This is a genomic window from Mitsuaria sp. MSU3D (assembly GCF_056867975.1).
This window is the reverse complement of sequence record NZ_CP200314.1, coordinates 2,052,316-2,070,820: the sequence shown is the minus strand read 5'-3', so window position 1 is coordinate 2,070,820 and position 18,505 is coordinate 2,052,316. Positions and strand designations below refer to the sequence as shown.

9 protein-coding genes are annotated in these 18,505 nt (G+C 66.2%); 8 read left to right on the top strand and 1 reads right to left on the bottom strand.

The genetic code is table 11. The annotated features are described in order from the left end of the window. Positions 1–2: 2 nt before the first annotated feature. From AC1VNM_RS08930 to AC1VNM_RS08920, 3 genes are all read left to right on the top strand, one after another. On the top strand, positions 3–9,791 hold the full coding sequence (locus tag AC1VNM_RS08930) for a calcium-binding protein (RefSeq protein ID WP_483106638.1): 9,789 nt from the start codon (positions 3–5) through the stop codon (positions 9,789–9,791). 84 nt (positions 9,792–9,875) lie between these two features. Then, positions 9,876–11,156 (top strand): glycosyltransferase family 4 protein, encoded by a 1,281-nt coding sequence (locus AC1VNM_RS08925; RefSeq protein ID WP_483106637.1) that lies wholly within the window; start codon positions 9,876–9,878, stop codon positions 11,154–11,156. Between the two features lie 149 nt (positions 11,157–11,305). After that, complete coding sequence (locus AC1VNM_RS08920; RefSeq protein WP_483106636.1) at positions 11,306–13,375, top strand: S9 family peptidase; 2,070 nt, start codon at positions 11,306–11,308, stop codon at positions 13,373–13,375. A 151-nt stretch (positions 13,376–13,526) separates the two neighbouring features. Here the strand turns inward: AC1VNM_RS08920 and AC1VNM_RS08915 are convergent, their stop codons facing one another. After that, positions 13,527–15,161, bottom strand: coding sequence for a glycoside hydrolase family 64 protein (locus tag AC1VNM_RS08915; RefSeq protein ID WP_483106635.1), 1,635 nt, complete (start codon positions 15,159–15,161; stop codon positions 13,527–13,529). A 359-nt stretch (positions 15,162–15,520) separates the two neighbouring features. Here AC1VNM_RS08915 and AC1VNM_RS08910 point away from each other — a divergent pair, with 359 nt between their 5' ends. From AC1VNM_RS08910 to AC1VNM_RS08890, 5 genes are all read left to right on the top strand, one after another. Further along, positions 15,521–16,732 (top strand): MFS transporter, encoded by a 1,212-nt coding sequence (locus AC1VNM_RS08910; RefSeq protein WP_377154743.1) that lies wholly within the window; start codon positions 15,521–15,523, stop codon positions 16,730–16,732. 44 nt (positions 16,733–16,776) lie between these two features. After that, complete coding sequence (locus tag AC1VNM_RS08905; RefSeq protein ID WP_483106634.1) at positions 16,777–17,403, top strand: GNAT family N-acetyltransferase; 627 nt, start codon at positions 16,777–16,779, stop codon at positions 17,401–17,403. Positions 17,404–17,414: 11 nt separating this feature from the next. Beyond that, the gene (locus tag AC1VNM_RS08900) at positions 17,415–17,705 is read left to right on the top strand and encodes a hypothetical protein (RefSeq protein WP_483106633.1); all 291 of its coding nucleotides are present in this window, start codon (positions 17,415–17,417) and stop codon (positions 17,703–17,705) included. A 96-nt stretch (positions 17,706–17,801) separates the two neighbouring features. Continuing rightward, on the top strand, positions 17,802–17,966 hold the full coding sequence (locus tag AC1VNM_RS08895; RefSeq protein ID WP_377154747.1) for a hypothetical protein: 165 nt from the start codon (positions 17,802–17,804) through the stop codon (positions 17,964–17,966). 38 nt (positions 17,967–18,004) lie between these two features. After that, positions 18,005–18,505, top strand: a complete 501-nt coding sequence (locus tag AC1VNM_RS08890; RefSeq protein ID WP_483106632.1) for a hypothetical protein — start codon at positions 18,005–18,007, stop codon at positions 18,503–18,505.

The window sequence follows — 18,505 nt, the reverse complement described above, 5'->3', positions numbered from 1 at the left end:
AAATGGCGACTATTACCAATCCGACAAACTTGCAAGACGCGCTCAAGGGCCTCAGCGATCAAGAGCGATTCTTCACCGTTGCAGAACTTCTTGATTATGTGAAGGATGTTACTGGTGAAGTGAAGAATCGCGGGGATATTAAGAATTTCATCGTTTATGCAGGAACGGTCCTTGACGCGGATGACAATGCGGTTAAATCGTTTCTTCTGACCAAGGCGATGCGAAACGCCGGAGCCGCGGTGACCATTTGGGATTCCGACATTGGCCAGTTGATGGTCGAAGCTGATTTCCAAGAGAAGCTCCAGCAAGCAATCAGTGTCGAATTCAATCTTTCAAAGGACACTGATTGGGCAGCGTATAAAAAAATTGATAAGAGCTTGGTCGAGCAAATGGAGGCTCGAAAGAATTTTCTGATGACTGGGGATGTGAAAATTGATGGAAAGCCAGTCAGAATCGACGGCGGCTCTTTCTGGGATATCGCCTCCGCAAACTATGCAGCCAAGGTTGATGGGAACCTCAAGATAATTGCGAATTCTGTTCGGGAATATGCAATTATTCTCACTACCGAACTCCCAAAATTTGTTAGTGTCAACATCGGCAAGATTGGCGGAGTACCTCTGTCGGAACTGGTCGTTCCGGGTGTTCCGCTGAGCGAAACTGTTAACGCCTTGCTGGCGCTTGGACAGTTGGAAGCTCGTATGGCGGGCTTGAGTCTTACCAATACCGCAGATTTTGCAAAATCGAGCATCAAGGGTCTGGTAGATGCTCTCAACTCTTCGGACTCGAATATCCGGTTGGCGGCGCTTGAAGGGTTCTCGTCCATGGAAGTGGATTCCCTGAAACGCGCGCAGGCCTACTACAAGGCCGGCAAGGAAGGTGGATTCGCTTCCTTGGAAATGATAGGCGTCATTCTCGATGTCGGGGTCAGTGCCGTCCTGATGATGAATATCATGAAGGAAGCCCGGCTTGCGAGCGACGCAGGAAACGACCAACTTGCTGCCCAAATCATCAAGGAAAAGACGATCGCACTCGCGGGAAGCGTGGCGGTAGGGGCGGTGGTCGGATCCATCGCTGGCTCGGTGTTGCTCGGCGTCGGCGCGCTTGGTGGCCCCATCGGCATCGCCGTGGCGTTTGCGCTCACCATGTACGTGAGCGGAAAAGCCGACGACATCTCCGAGAAGTACATCGACAAGCTGATTCGCGGCGGGGAGATGCCGCCGCCCACGGTGTCGGAGGATGCGAACTACTACGTGACCACCTATGCCAACGGGGTCACGATCTATCAGGCGAAGGACAAGGCCAAGGTCGACTACGACGTCGTCTTCAAGGTGCCTTCAACGGAAGGGCCGACGCTCAACGTCGTCCAGCAGAACTCCACCACCGGCAAGGTCGTCGACTCTACCTATGCCAGCAATGCACCGGAGGCTGTACTTCTCAAGCGCACGATCCGCGAGCAAGCCAATGGCAAGGTGACCGACAGTCGATACGAGTTCGATCCAGCGGATGGCACTGTCGTCCAATCCTCGGAGATCAGGACTGTCGGCGGCGAGTTCGTGCAGTCGGTGCGACGAGTCACGTTGGCCAGCGGAACGTCGGTGGTGGATGCGCGCGACGCCGCAGGCAACTGGCAGCGCGAGACCTTCGACGAAGGCAACTTCAAGATTCGCGAGGAATGGCGCAAGCCCGACGGATCCGAAGGCTTCACCCAATGGACGTCCGGATCGACCGCGTTCGACAGCTTCCGGCGAGATGCTGATGGCACGACGATCTCCCTCAAGGACGACGGCGCCGGCTACCGGCGCGAGCAGGTTCAGAACCCCCACGGCGAGCTGATCAAGGAAACCTGGAAGAGCACGCTCGGCAGCGGGAAGACGGAAGTCGAGCCCGCCACCGGTACACGCACAAGCGTCGAGTTCCGCCCCGATGGCACGCTGCGCGGCAGTACCGTCGTCAAGCTCAACGGCGACACCACCATCGGCTCGTACGACGGCGCCGGTAAGCCCATCACGCTGGTCACCACCTCGACCAACGGTCAACGCGTCGAGCAGGACTTCAACGCCGACGGGTCCAGCCTCATTCACATCGACGACGCCAAGGGCAACACCCGCGACCAGGTCGTGTCCTCGGCCAACAAGCTGGTCAGCGAGACCTGGCGCAACCAGAAGGGCGAGTCCGGCAGCACGCAGTTCAACGTCGACGGCAAGGGCACCAACACCGGCACGATCCAGCTGACCACCGGCGACCGCCTCTCGTTCAGCGAGAACGGCGGCGAGCGCAAGCAGACGCTGACCGACGGCGGCGGCGTGGTCCGCCAGATCGTCACCTCGAGCGAGCGCAACGGCACCACCGTCGTCGAGAGCTTCCAGGCCAACGTCACTACCCGCGTGACGACCAACAAGCTCGAAGGCTCCAAGGAGGAGTACGTCAAGGACCTGCTGGGCAACTGGTCGAAGAAGCTGACCGTCGACGGCAAGCTGCAGAGCGAGAGCTATCAACAGATCGACGGCACCTCCGGCCAGTCGATGCGCCAGCCCAACGGCACGCTGATCGGCGTCAAGATCAAGGCGGACGGCAGCTATGACCGCACCGTCGTCGACGGCTATTCCCAGACCACCGTCAGCTATGACGCACAGGGCAACTTCGTCAAGTCGGAGCGCAAGTCCGAGATCACCGGCGAGACGATCACCAAGACCCTGAATCTCGAGACCGGCATGGTCAAGGTTGTCCAGGAGTCCGCCTATCTCGGCAAGGTCGAGGCCACCCACGCCCCGAACGGCGCGGTCCGGATCGAACACAAGAAGCCCGACACCACGGTCACCGGGATCATCGACAACCTGGGCGGCGAGCGCATCATCACCGAGTACGGCCAGGGCGGCGCGGGCATCGTGTCCAACACCGTCATCCAGTACAACGCCGACGGCAGCGGAAAGGCCACCGTCACCGACGCGCAGGGCCGCGTCACCGAGACGATCTATCCCGCCGGCTCGCTGAGCCCGCTCGCTCGTCCGGAAGCGCCGCACGACAGCCTGGACAAGAGCCAGATCGAGCTGGACTACAGCCCGATCACGGTGACCCTGCATCCCTTCGCGCCTATCCTGGTCACCACGCGGGAGAACGTCGGCCAGATCGATCCGGTACGCGCGGCCTTGATCGATGAGATCGACAAGGAGCGCGACGCGGCCGAGAACATCTTCAGGGAAGTCATCTCGCCGCTGATCCTCGACCTCGACGGCGATGGCGTCGAGACGCTGTCCATCAAGGACGGCGTCCATTTCGACCACAACGGCGACGGCGTCTACGAGAGCACCGGCTGGGTCGGACGCGACGATGGCCTGCTCGTGTACGACGCGAACCATGACGGACGCATCGACAAGGGGTCCGAGCTGTTCGGCAACAACACCTACCTGCCGGACGGCTCGCTCGCGCCGAACGGCTTCTTGGCGTTGCGGCAGCATGATATGAACGACGACGGGCAGATCGACGACAAGGACGTCGATCAGCTGTTGATCGGCACCTACATCGATTACAACCTGGACGGTTTCTACACGCCGAATGAGCTCTACCAGCCGATCTATGACGGGTTGCGTGTCTGGCGTGACGCCAATTCCAACGGCGTCGTCGACAGCGGTGAACTGTCCGGGCTGCGCGAGCTCGGCGTTGAATGGATTTCGACCGTCTACGAAGACTCGAAGAAGGTAGATCCGAAGAACAACCTGGTCCGCCAACTGGGCCAGTACGGTCTGGTCGACGGCACGGTCCGTCAGGTCCACGACATCTGGTTCGAAGTCGGGAACTCCGAGGCGACGCCGACGGGCGAGTCGGCTATGGAACTGCCCGACAGCATCCGGGCCTTGCCGAACATCGCCGGCTTCGGCGCCCTGCGCAGCCTGCACCTGGCCATGGGCGCGGACGCGGCACTCACGTCGATGGTCCAGCAGTACGTGGCCGCCACCGACGATGCCGCACGCGCCGATCTGGCGAGCCGCATCGCCTTGCGCTGGACGAATGCAGACACCTACCGTCCGCCGCTCGACAGTCCGTTCTACGACGAGCAGAAACTGGTTGCGATCGACGTCGCCTCCGGACGCGCTCAATACGACTGGAACTACAACTACCGGCCCAATGCCGGCCCGCAAGCCTCTCCGCACATCGAGGCGGGTTTCGCCGCGCTGGTGCAGTTGATCCGTAACGGCCTGGATTCGTCCTCGAACAGCGCCAGCATCGCTACGGCCTTCGCGGTCACGCGCAAGCCCGACGGCTCCCTGGCGCTCAACTGGGACGGCTATACGGCCCTGAAGGCGAAGGATCCGAAGGCTGCGCTGTTCACGCTGCTGAGTTTCGTGCGGGACGGCGCCCAGGCGGACGGGCTGGTGGGCGAGTCGGCCGCACTGCTGCGCGCGGAATGGCCTTCCTTTGCCGCCAATACCGAGTTGGCCGCCTACGCGCGAAGCCTGGGCTTCGCCCCAGGCAGCACGACCGGACGGATGGCCGGGCTGTGGGGTCTGGTGTCCGCCACGTCTGGTGACGACACCCTCTCGGGTACCCTGGGCAAGGACGTGTTCGACGGCGGCGCCGGCAACGACCAGTATGTCGACGTCGCCAAGGGCGACCTGCTGAAGTTTGGGTTCGGGTCCGGCCAGGACTCGGCCCGCGCGACAGGTGGTGCCCGGCTGCTCGTGGGTCAAGGCATCCGGCCAGAAGACCTCCGTGTCGCGATGACGGGCAGTGCGTTGACCCTGAGTCTGAGTACCGGCGACAGCCTGACGCTGACGCAATGGGGCGAAGGCGTGCTCGAGGCGATCCAGTTTGCCGACGGCACCGTCTGGGGCACCGACATGCTGCGTCGCATGACGCAGCAGGGGACCGACGCCGACGAGACGCTGCGCGCCTGGCGGGACGACGTTGCCTTCGACGGCAACGGCGGACGGGACATGATCGGCGGCAGCAGCGCCGGACGCACGCAGGTCCTGCGCGGCGGCGACGGCGATGACACCGTGCAGTCCAGCGGGAAGCACGACATCGTGCTCGGAGGCCGAGGCAACGACACGCTCTTCGGCGCCACCATGGTGGGCGGCGAAGGCGACGACGTGGTCTACGGCCTCTTCGAAGCGGGCGGCACGCTCCATTACGAACTCGGCGACGGGGTGGATCGGCTGGGTTCGGAGCATCTGACGATCGCCTTTGGCGCGGGCATCACCCGCGAGGCGCTGCGCTTTGCCTACGACATCCAGACGTCCACGCTGAAGCTTCGCTTCGACGGCCCGCAAGGCGTGGAGGGCGGCCTCGACATCCCGAACGGGCTGGCGAAGGAGATCCGCCTGAGCGACGGTACGGTGCTGACCAAGGCGGACCTGGCCGACGCCATGCGGCTTGCCCGGCTGCGCGCCACCGAGGACGGAGAGTTCCTCGAAGGGTCTGACACCGCGAATGACCGGATCGACGGTCTGGGCGGTGACGACTACCTCCACGGCAACGGCGGGAACGACACCCTGATCGGCGGCGCCGGCAATGACAACCTGCGTGGCGGTGTCGGCAGCGACGTCTACGTGCTGAACGACACGAGCGGCCAGGACATCATCCACGATGCCCTGTATGGCGAGGGGACGCTGCGAGGTGCCGACGTCGACACCATCGAATTCGACGGCACGCGGGACCAGTTGGTCCTGTCGCAATCGGGCGGGTATCCCAACTCGCTGGTGATCGGCAAGGCGGGGACGACGTCCACTGTGATGGTCTATGACTGGTTCGCGCAGGAGAGGCTGGACACGCTGCGCATCCGCTTCTCCGACGGCTCCGTGCTGGAGGGTGACGCGCTGGGGCAGGCCGCGACGCCGCCGGGATCGGCCGATCGACATGGAACGGAAGGCGCAGACGCCCTGACGGGCACCTCGGCCGCCGACAACCTTCGCGGGGGCCGGGGCAATGACACGCTCGACGGCGGGGCCGGCGACGACGTGCTCATGGGGGGCGACGGCGCCGATGTCTACCTGTTCGGGCGCGGCGACGGCCGGGACATGATCCGCGAGCGTCCGGATGCCTTCCTGGATCGCGACGTCATCCGGTTCAAGGAAGGCGTGGCGCTGTCGGACCTCGACATCGCGCACGTGCTCCTGGATCGCTACGAGATCCGCATCCGCGGCACCGACGACATGCTGACCGTGGATGCTGCGGGCGGCCTCAAGCGGATGGAGTTCGCGGACGGAAGCGTGGCACCATTGACCGCCAATCCCGGCGGGACCATCTTCGTTTCCGCCGGGGGAACGATCAACACCATTGTTCGCGTCGGAACCGAGGAGGACGACGTGATCGATGCGCGGCAGACCTTCGCATCGATCGTCGTCGGCGCCGGCGATGACCACGTGCTCGCCAGCGCCTATGGCGGGTACGTCTATACCAACGATGGCAGCGGCCGCGACACCGTCGTTGGCGGCGGATCCATGGGCAGCCTCTTCGTGGACGGCAATGACACGGTGGTCCTGGGCAGGACCGCTCAGGTGGACCTGGTGTTCGGCCGGCCGGCCGCGATCCGGCTCGCCGACGGCCTGACCTTCGACGACCTGACGTTCGTCCCTTCGGACGGCGACGGCAGTGGCTTGGCCCTGAAAGTGGGGACCGGTGGCCTGGTGATCGCCGACATCGTGAGCATCCTGGGTCGAGACGGCTGGAACCCACGCATCGAGACCGCCGACGGTTCGGTGATGGACCGCGACACCTTCGTTGCCAGGTTGCCCGACGCCTTCCGGCAACGCCTGATCCGCGAATACGGCACAGTCTTCGCTGACGACATCGCAGGCACTGACGCTGCGGACCTTCTGAAGGGCGGCGCCGGTGCGGACACGCTGCGCGGCGGTGCCGGCAACGACACGCTGGACGGCGGGCGCGGCAGCGACTGGCTGATCGGCGGAGACGGCAACGACACCCTGCTGGACTCGAACGAGGACGGCAAGGGCAGCGGCGACAACGTCTTCGACGGCGGCGCGGGCGATGACCGGATCCAGTCCTGGGCTGACGGCAATCACCGTTTCCTCTTCAACGAGGGATTCGGGCGGGATGTCCTGGACCTGCGCGGCACGGGCCGCAAGGAGATCGTCTTCGGCGCGGGGCTCACCGTCGACAACATCGTGGTGACGGGCGACGGCTTCGAGCGCGGCGGCGGCAGTCTCTACCTGACCCGCCTGGGGACGCGGGACCGCGTGCAGGTCCCGGGCTGGTTCGGTGACGAGCTGGGTGACCAGGTGACGGTGCGTTTTGCCGACGGCACTGTCTGGGATCGCTCGGAGCTGCTGCGCCGGTTCTACCTGCTGGAGCGGGGCGGAACGATGCCTGGCAGCAGTGGCGCGGACCTGCTGATCGGGGATTCGACGGACGACACGCTGATCGGCCAGGACGGCAACGACACCCTGCGCGGCGCGCAGGGCGACGACGACCTGCTGGGCGGTCGCGGCGACGACGAACTTCAGGGCGGCACCGGTGACGACCGCATGGTCGGCGGTGAGGGCAACGACCTGTATCTCATCGCCGAAGGCCAGGGCCGCGATGCGATCGTCGAATTGACCGGCACGGGACAGGGCGACCAGGACGTGCTGCGCTTCGTCGGCGGCATCGAGCCGCAGGACGTGCTGGTGCGGTGGTCGGGACAGGACCTCCTGTTGAAGCTGCCCAAGGGCGGCGAGGTCCTGGTGGTCGGTTCGGGCGAACGGCGTTTCGGACTGGAGCGCGTGGAGTTCGAATCCGGCGCGACCTGGACCTTGCAGGAACTCGTCGTGCGGGCGGATGCTGCCGTGGTCGGCCTCGTGGGCACGGCGCAAGACGACCTGATCGTGGGGACCTCGGCCAGTGAGCGCCTGGTCGGCGATCTGGGCGCCGACACGCTCGACGGCGGCGCCGGTGCCGACACGCTGGAAGGCGGTCTGGGCGACGACGTCTACCGCGTGGACCGCGCAGACGACGTCATCAACGAGCGCTTCGGCGGCGGCACGGACACCGTCGAAGCCAGGATCGACTGGACGCTGGGCGAGAACCTCGAAAACCTGAAGCTGATCGGCAGCGTGGGGTTGAAGGGCACGGGCAATGCCGGCGACAACCTCATCGTCGGCGGCGACGGCAACGACACCCTGACGGGCGGCGGTGGCCGGGACACGCTGATCGGCGGCGCGGGCGACGACACCTACGTCGTGACCGAGGGCTCAACGGTCAGCTTCGGCGAGTCTGACGAGGGCGTCGACACGATCCTCAGCGCCGTGGACATGACCCTGACCTGGGGCCAGGAGAACCTGCGGCTGACCGGCACCGCGCGCAACGGCTACGGCGGCTACGAGAACAACGTGATCGTCGGCAACGACGTGTCGAACTGGTTGGAAGGCCTGGACGGAGACGACCGTCTGGAAGGCGGCAACGGCGACGATGTGCTGATGGGCGGTGTGGGCAACGACACGCTGATCGGCGGCGACGGCCTGGACGATCTGGCAGGGGGCGTCGACGACGACCTCTACATCATCGAACGCGCCGACGAAGAGGTCACCGAGTGGGCGAACCAGGGCATCGACACGGTCCAGTCGTCGGTGTCGTACACGCTGCGCGACAACTTCGAGAACCTCGTGCTGACCGGCGCGGCGCTCACCGCGACCGGCAATGCGCTCGGCAACGTGCTGACCGGCAACGCGCTGAACAATCGTCTCGACGGACTGGGTGGCGCCGACACGATGAAGGGCGGTGCGGGCGACGACACCTATGTCGTCAATCACGCCGGCGATCAGATCGTGGAAGCCGCGGGCGAGGGCTATGACGCCGTCGAGTCGTCGGTGACGCACACGCTGTCGGCCAACGTCGAGAAGCTCACGCTGACCGGCAGCTCGGGTATCGGCGGGACGGGCAATGCCTCGGACAACCTGCTCATCGGCAACGGCGGTGCAAACCGTCTGGACGGTGGCGCGGGCAATGACCGCCTCGACGGCGGCGCGGGTAACGACACGATGATCGGCGGTGCCGGCGACGACGTGTTCGTCGTGGGCAGCACTGGCGACGTCGTGACCGAGTCGGCCAACGGCGGCATCGACACCGTGGAAAGCAGCATCACCTACACGCTCGGCAACGACGTGGAACGGCTGCTCCTGACCGGCACCGCGGTGATCAACGGGACCGGCAACTCGCTGGCCAACGTGCTGAACGGCAACTCGGCGGCCAACACGCTGACGGGCGGCGCCGGCAACGACACGCTGCAGGGTGGGTTGGGGAACGACTCTCTGGTCGGCGGTACCGGCGCGGACGTGTACGTCTTCAACAAGGGCGACGGCACCGACACGATCCAGGACAGCGACTCGACGGCCAACGTGCTGGATCAACTGACATTCGGGGCCAACATCACGCGTTCGGGATCGACCTTCAAGAAGGTGAGCAACAACCTGGAGATCACGTTCACGGGCACCACGACGGACAAGGTGGTGGTCAAGGACTGGTACCTGGGCGCGGCCAACCAGGTCGAGCGCATCGTCTACGCCGACGGCACCGTGATGACCAATGCGCAGGTCAACACGGCGGCGGGACAGGCGGCCAGCGCGAAGACGGCGATGGTGAAGACCAGTGCCGATCGCGAACTGGTCGAGACCTATCAGGAGCGATTGATCGCCGCCGGCGCGGACGACGCCGGATTCGACCAGACGGTGACGCGTCAGGCCGATGCGCTGATCGAGGCGATGGCATCCTTCTCCGGCTCGTCGGGCATGGCCACGAACGCGTCGTTGCCCGCTTACACGGGCGAGTTCCGCGATCAGTTCGCCGTCTCGGCACGCTGAGGAGCGAGGTCCGCGCGGCCCTTGGATTCGTCCAGGGGTCGCGCGGCGTCGCTTTGGTTGACGTTTGGATCCGAGGAAGCGCTGATGCGCGTGCTGATCATTCATCAGAACTTTCCGGGGCAGTTCCGGCATGTGGCCAAGGCTTGGTCGGAGCGGCCGGGCTGGCAGGTGGTCGGCATCGGCCGGGACACGGCGCCGGGCATGCCCGAGCTCGAACGCCGCGGTCGGCTCACGCTGATTCGCTACAAGCCGCATCGCGACGTGGGCAAGGACCAGCACCACTACCTGCGCAGGATGGAGGAGGCGGTGCTGCACGGCCAGGCGGTCGCGCGGTTGCTGCTGAAGCTCAAGGCGAAAGGCTTCGTCCCCGACGTGATCCTGGCCCATCCCGGCTGGGGCGAGACGCTCAACGCCAAGGACGTGTTCCCCGACGCGCGGCTCGTGCATTTCTGCGAATGGTTCTACAACGCGCCGGCCAGCGGCAACGGGCTCGACCCGGACTGGCAGGGCGCGGACATCGGCTTCGATCCGGAGTTCCCGGTGAGCTTCGACGACCGGGCGCGCATCCGCGCGTGGAATGCGCTGCACCTGCTGAACCTGGAGAACTGCGACGCGGCGATCAGCCCGACGCAGTGGCAGAAGGCGCAGCATCCGAAGGCCTACCTCGACAAGATCACCGTGGCGCACGAGGGCATCGATCTTGACGGGCTGAAGCCCGATCCCGAGGCGCGGATGGCGATGCCCAACGGCGCGATGCTGAAGGCGGGAGATCCGGTGATCACGTATGTCGCGCGCAACCTGGAGCCGTATCGTGGCTTCCATCAATTTATGCGGGCGCTGCCGGCCATCCAGCGGGAGCACAAGACCTGCCACACGGTGATCGTGGGTGGGGACGACGTGAGCTACGGCAAGGCGCCTGCGGCAGGCAAGACCTGGCGCCAGGTGATGCTGGAGGAGGTTGGCGATCGGCTCGATCCGGCGCGCACGCACTTCCTCGGCAAGGTGCCCTATGCGGACTACAAGCGCGTGCTGCAGCTGTCAGCGGCGCATGTGTATCTGACCTATCCGTTTGTGCTGAGTTGGTCGATGCTGGAAGCGATGGCGTCCGGGGCTGTGGTCGTCGGTTCAGATACCGCGCCTGTTCGAGAGGCAATCGAGGACCGCATCCATGGCAAGTTGGTCAACATGTTCGATCAGGAACAGCTGGAGGCGCGGACACTGGAGGCGCTGGCGATGCCGGCGGCGGAGCGCCAGCAGGTTGGCAGCGCTGCGAGACATCGAGCGATGAGCTTTGGGACCGCGGCTGGCATCGGTGCGGTGGAAGCACTTTGTCAGCGCCACCAGTTCGCCGTCGCGGCACGCTGAGGCCGATCGCTCACGCGGTCTCCGAGGGGCTCGCGGGCTATCACGTCCGCGCGCCCCTTTTCTCATGGATCGACCCGGTACACGCGGCGATCGACCTCACGAAAAATGCGCCCATTCAAAAAGCACATTTTCGATTCAGGGAGAGAGGGATGAATCAATCTCGTGGGTGGCGCCGTGCCACTTGGGCGAGCCTGTGCGTGCTCGGCGCGCTGGGTGCGATGCACACCGGTCCGCGCGCGCAGAGTGTGTCGGCGCCCGCGGCCGCGGCGACGTCGGCAGGCAAACCGCCTTCGGTCGCCGACTTCTTCCGCGACCCGATGATGCGGCGCCCGAAGATCTCGCCGGACGGCCGCGCCATCGCGCTGGTCGTGAGCAGCGCGCAGCACGAGCGCAGCGCGCTCGCGGTGATCGAGCTGGACCAGGGCAACCGCATCAAGCAGGTCGCGAGCTTCACCGATTCCGACATCGCCCACTTCGACTGGGTCGGGAGCGATCGCCTGGTCTACACCTCCGGCAAGGACGAGGCCGGCAAGCGCCGCGACTACAACACCGCCGGCCTGTGGACCGTGAAGCGCGACGGCTCCGAGGGCCGGCAGCTGATCCTGACGCGCTACGCGCAGGAGAGCCGCATCGATTCGCGCATCATCACGCGGGCGCTGCCGTTCGAATGGTTCCTCTACGACGTGCCTGACGACGACAGCGGCGAGGTGGTCGTCGGCTATGGCCGCTACGACGCTCGCTGGGACCTGAAGTCGGTCCAGTTGGCCCGCCTGAACGTGCAGACGCAACAGCGCCGCACGCTGGAGGCCAAATCGCCGGACTTCGCCGTCAACTGGGAACTGGACCCCGCCGGCGAGACCTGGGCGCTGCAGACGCTCAACGAGAACCGCCAGGCGCTGTACTTCAAGACGGCGGACGGCGCCTGGACGCTGGCGCAGGAAGGCGACTGGGTGGCTTCGCCGACCGTGCGGCCGTTCGCGTCCGACGGCCGTGATCTGCGGCTGGTCCTCGCCAGGTCGCCCGCGGGCACGCAGGCGCTGTACCGCATCGACCCCAAGACGCTCAAGAAGGAGGCCGAGCCGCTGGTCTCGCTGCAGGGGTTCGACTTCGACGGCGCCGCGATCTTCGACGCCGACAGCCGGCGTCTGCTCGGCCTGCACTTCGAGAGCGACGCGCCGTCCACGCACTGGTTCGACGCCACGCTCAAGGAGATGCAGGCGACGGTCGACCAGGCGCTGCCCGGCCGCGCCAACACGTTGGAATGCCGCCGCTGCCTCAAGACCGGCCGCGTGATGGTGACCTCGATGTCGGACACGCAGCCGGCGGAGTACTTCCTCTACGACCACCGCGCGAAGAAGCTGCGGGAGTTCGGCTCCTCGCGGCCGTGGATCCGCGCCGCCGACATGGCGCAGGTGGAGCAGACCCGCATCCGCGCGCGCGACGGACTCGAGTTCCCGGTGACGGTCACGACGCCGCGCGGCAAGGCCGACGGCCCGAGGCCGGCCGTGGTGCTCGTGCATGGCGGGCCTTTCGTGCGCGGCACGTCGTGGGGCTGGAACGCGCTGCCGCAGTTCCTCGCCTCGCGCGGCTACGTCGTGATCGAGCCGGAGTTCCGCGGCAGCGAGGGCTACGGCGAGCAGCTGTTCAAGGCCGGTTGGAAGCAATGGGGCGAGGGGATGATCGACGACGTCAGCGATGCGCTCGCGTGGGCGGTCAAGCAGGGCGGGGTGGATGCGCGCCGGGTCTGCATCGCGGGGGCGAGCTACGGCGGGTACGCGTCGATGATGGGCCTGATCAAGGACCCCGGGCAGTACCGCTGCGGCGTGAGCTGGGCCGGGGTCACCGACCTCGACTACCTGTTCAGCCTGGATTGGAGCGACGCCAGCGACGCGTCGCGGCGCTTCGGCATGACGGCCATGATCGGCGACCGCGTGAAGGACGCCGAGCGTCTGCGCCGCACTTCGCCGCTGCGCCGCGCGGTCGACATCAAGGCGCCGGTGCTGATCGCGCATGGCATCGACGATCGGCGCGTGCCGATCGATCACGCGACGGACTTCCGCCGCGCGCTCGAGAAGGCCGGCCACAAGGAGATCGAGTACGTCACCTACGACGGCGAAGGCCACGGGTGGCGCAAGCTGTCCACCGACGTCGACTTCTACGGGCGGATGGAGAGGTTCCTGGCGAAGCACCTCGCGGTGGGGACGACTGGCGCTCAGTGATCTTCCACTTCGGGAGGCCAGGCGCGGGCACTCCACGGCGCAGGGGGCGTCCCTCCGGGAACCCCCAGCACCATTCCGGCCCCACCAGCGCCCGCTGTTTGCGGGCCTTGGGAATGCGATTGGGGGACAGGTCTTGCGCTTGGGGATCGACTTACCAGCCGATCGTGTACGTCACCGTCGTCGGCGCATTCGTGTGCAGCGACGGGCTGAAGCCGCCGACGTCGTCGTACGCGAAACCGTAGGCCAGACCGTAGCCGTTGGCGTTGCCTTCCGTGCCCTTGATCGAATGGTCATGCCAGAACTTGGCGAACCAGTTGCCGCGCGTGCCGGCCGGGTAGAAGGCCGCCGGACGGTACCAGTCGGCCGGCGTCGCCAGCACGTGGCGGTTCAGCGCCGCGCACACCTGCGCCTGGATCTGCAGCTGGATCGACTTGGCCGCGTCGGCCGGCGTGTCGACCTGGAAGCTGCCGTCCGGCTTGCGCGGATCGTCCAGCTTGCCCGCACCCAGGAACACCTCGGCCGTGTTGGGCTGGCCGTTGATGTAGTACGTGCCGTTGGAACGCCCGCCGGTGAAGACGAAGCGGTTGGTGCTGCTGTCGACGCGGCCGCGGAAGGTGCCCAGGTTGTCCAGCGTGAAGACCAGGTCCTGCGTCTTGAAGCGGTTCCACATCTCGCCGATGTAGCCGTCCAGGTAGGCGCCGTTCACGTCGCCCGGGCGGAAGGTGAAGTGCGCCGGCGCGAGGATGCGGGTGCGGTAGGGCACGTTCGTGAAGTTGGGCTCCGCCAGGCTGCGGAACTCGACCGGCACCTCCTGCTGGAACTTGGTGAACAGCGTGTCGCGCGATTCTGTCAGCGGCTCGCCGACCGTCTTGTCGTAGCCGCCCAGGCCCTGAAGGCGCAGCTTCAGCGGGAAACCGAAGTGGTCCACGCGGGTCGTGTTGATGAAGATGCCTTGGTCCGGCTGGCCCTTGGGGATCAGGGCGAATTCACCGAAGTCGAAGATGACGTCCAGGTTGGGATCGCTCGAGTTCTCGATGTTGGCGCCGGCGTAGGCGATGTTGCCCGCGCCGTCCGTGTTCACCTCGATGAACATCGGGCTGCCCACCGACATCAGCACGCGCGCCGAGTTCACCGGCGGGATCGTGATCTGCTTGGTCTGCGACAGCGGGAAGAAGTAGTTGGCGTACTTGCGGCCGTTCTTCGTCACGGTGTTGTCGGACAGGCGCATCGGGACGAGGTTGCCGCCGGCGTCGACGTGCACGAACTCGCCCGTCTGCCAGCTCTTGCCGATGATGGCCCAGTAGACCTGCGAATCGGGCCAGCGGCCGTTGGTCGCGTTCTCGATCTTGAAGGTCGTGCGGGCGTTCCAGTCGGCCGGATTGCCGGGGTTGCCCGGGTTCTGCGGCGTGCCCGGGTCGGTCGTGCCGCCGCCGGTCGTGACGGTCGCGGTGAAGCGCGCGCTGTCGTAGGCCGGGTTGCCGTTGTTGTACGTGAACCAGTAGTCCACGCGTGTGCCGGCGACCGCGCCGGGCAGCGCCAGCTCGTAGCGGGCCGCGCCGCCGTTGAAGGGCATGCGCAGGTTCTGCTGCGCGCCGCCGTTCAACTGGTAGTGCGCGTCGACCCAGGTCGTCGCGACGTTGGACTTGAACCAGAGCGTGGCCTGGCTGCCGTTGAACGCGACGCCGTGCGAGAAGCTCGCATTGGACAGCGCCTGCGTGGTGGGCGCGCTGACGCTCAGCACGAGAAAGGCCAGGCATGCGCCCAGCCAGGAGAGGAGGCGATTCATGAAGTCTCCAAGAGGTTTCGATGGTGTGCTGGAGGCACCGATCGACGCGGTCCGGCCAGCGCTCTTCGACGCCCGTCCGGGACTGCGACTTCTCTCCTGCGCCCACCATCCTAGGCAAAAGCCGCGCATTCTGAAAGCGCTTTCACAATTTGGAGGTATTCGATTGCAACGGCATGAAAGCGACGGTGGCGACGCGTCTCGCGCCATCGGGGCGTGAGGGGCGGTGCGATGTCCGGGCGATGGGCGGGGAGCGACGGGCGAGGAATGCGCGCGGCACGGTCCTGCGGGCGAGGAGCGTCGACGCCTGGCACGGACCTCGCTTATCGTCCTGCCAGCCTTTGCTCCACGCCTGACCGCCGATGTCGACACCTTCCGCAACGTCTGATGCCGAGTTCTCGTTCCGCCGGATCGCGGTTCCCGCGTTCGGGCCGTCGATGCTGTTCGGCTTGGGCGAGGGCGCGATCCTGCCGATCGTGCCGCTGATGGCGCGGGACCTGGGGGCGTCGGTGTCGATGGCGGCCTTCGTGGTGACGCTGATCGGGCTGGGCTCGCTGCTGAACAACATCCCGGCGTCGGTGATCACGATGCGGTGGGGCGAACGCTGGGCCATCGTCGCGGCCGGCGTCTGGAGCGCGTTGGGTATGGCGCTGTGCGTGCTGCTGCCGGGCGTGCTGGCGCTGGGCATCGGCTGCTTCATGGTGGGCATGTCGCAGGCCGTCTACAACCTGGCGCGCCAGAGCTATCTGACCGAGGCGGTGCCCGCCGCCTACCGGGCGCGGGCGCTGTCCACGCTGGGCGGCGTGATGCGGATCGGCATGTTCATCGGGCCGTTCCTGTCGGCGGCGGCGGTGCATGCGTTCGGGCTGGAGGCGGCGTTCGGCGTCGGCATCGCGGGCGTGCTGGCCGCGGCCGCGATCGGCGCGCGGCTGCCGGACCTGGAAGCGCCGCCGCATCCCGCGGGCGCGGCGCCGGCGCCGGTGTCGCTGAAGTCCATCGTGGCCGATCACCGCCGGGTGTTCCTGACCCTGGGCCTGGGCGTGATGCTGGTCAGCGCGGTGCGGGCATCGCGCCAGGCGGTGATCCCGCTGTGGGCGGACCACCTGCTGCTGGCGCCGGCGGTGACCTCGCTGATCTACGGGATCTCCGGCGGCATCGAGATGCTGCTGTTCTATCCCGCGGGCCGCGTGATGGACCTGAAGGGCCGGCGCTGGGTGGCGGTGCCGTCGATGGCGATCATCGGCATCGCGCTGCTGCTGATGCCGCTCACCGCCGGCTTCACCACGCTGCTGATCGCCGCGACGGCGATCGGTTTCGGCAACGGCATCGGTTCGGGGCTGATCATGACGCTGGGCGCCGACCACGCGCCGCGCCATGGCCGCGCCTACTTCCTCGCGGTGTGGCGCTTCCTGTCCGACGTCGGCGGCTCCTGCGGGCCCGCGCTGCTGTCGGCGCTGGTGGCGACGGCGTCGCTGGCCGGCGGTATCGCGGTCACCGGCGGGCTGGCGATGCTGGCGGCGACCTTGCTGGGGATGTGGATCCCGGCGAAGCAGGCGGTCGAGCGATCGCGTTGAGGTCAACACACCAGGCGGCCGGATCGGGCGACTACAGTTGCGCCATGCCTGTTCCCCCTGACGACTCTCCGGCCGATTACCGTCCTGGATCACCGCTCAAGCTGCTGCGGACCGATCGCCTGCTGATGCGGGCCTCCGTGCCCGCGCTGGCCGAGGCCGCGGTCGACTACCAGTCGCGCAACCTCGCGCACTTCGCCCGCTGGGATCCGACGCGTCCGGCCAATCATTGGGAACTGGAGGTCACGCGAGCGCGACTGGCCCGCGAGGAAGCCGCCTTCGATGCGGGCACGATCTGGCGCTACTGGCTGTCGCTGGCGGAGGCGCCCGGTCGCGTGATCGGCGTCTGCGCGCTGTCGGATGTGGTGCGCGGCGTGTTCCAGAGCGCGATGCTGGGCTACAGCCTGGACGAGGACTGCGTCGGCGCCGGTTTGATGCAGGAGGCGCTGAAGCAGCTGATCGACGAGGCCTTCTCGCCGGCGGTGTCGCTGCACCGCGTGCAGGCGTCGGTGCGGCCGGAGAACGCGCGCAGCCGGCGCGTGCTGGAGCGGCTCGGGTTCCAGCGCGAAGGCCTCAGCCCGCGCTACCTGTTCATCGACGGCGAATGGCGCGACCACGAGACCTTCGCGTTGATCAATCCGCAGTGGGGCGAGACCCGGCGGCCGGCGGGCTGATGGGGGCGCGGATGAAACAACAGCCTGGGGACGTGGTCATCGGCGCGGGTGTCGTCGCTGCGGTGGTGACGCTGACCTACCTTGTGTCGGGACCGGGCGCGGTGGTCGGACTCCTCTGGACAGTGCTCACTGCCAAGTTCGTGCTTCATCTCCTGTCGCGCGACGATGAAGGCGCCCGGCTCCTCGGCACGCTCCTGTTGCTGGCCGTGCTGCTGCGCCACCTGATGCCGCGGCGCTACAAGCGCATGTTCGAGCAATGGCAGCGGGACGGCGTTCCGCCGAAGCTCGACCCGGCCGATTGACTTCATGCCCGCGACGCCGAGCAACGTCCTCCCGCTCGTCGGACTGATCGCTGTTGGTTACTGCGCGAGGCGGCTGTCTATCGAGGGGACGTCGGCGTGTCGTCGACCGCCACGCTGGTGTCGACGGTGCTGTTGCTGGGGATGCTGGCGGTGGTGCCGACGCAGCTGCGATACCACGACTTCGGCTGCCGCCAGATCAACGGCGCGCGCTGTTGCGTTCTTGCCGACTCGTTGAAATGGACCTGTTCCGAGTCTGCCTAGACTGGTCATCAATCTCGAGAGTGCTGAAGGTGGCGCACATGACGAAGTTGATGACGGACGAATCGATCAAGGCCTTGATCGAGATGCCCAAGACGGTTCGGAACCCTCGAACCCGATGGATTGAGCAGAAGAGGTCGATGCGCAGGACATTCGATGCGGAGAGTGTCGACGGCCGGTTCAAGTTCCGTGTGTATCAACGGCAGAACCTGGAGGATCCTGATGCCTTCTCTTGCGGATTGAGTCTCCTTGACCTGGACGGCGAGGAGGTGACACTGGTTCGTTGCAACGGCCCCTATCACTCGCATGGCAATCCCCTGGAGGGGGAGCGCCTTGACTTCCTGAGCCACGTCCATTTCGCGACCGAGCGATACATGGCGGAGGGGAGGAAGGCGGAGCATTTCGCCATTCGATGCGATGCGTACGTCGACCTTTGCGGGGCCACTCGCCACCTGGCCGGTCTTTGCGCCATTGCCAATCTGCCGTTGATCGCTCACGCTGGCGGCGAGCTGGTTCAGGGTGTGTTTGACCTGGAGTACTGA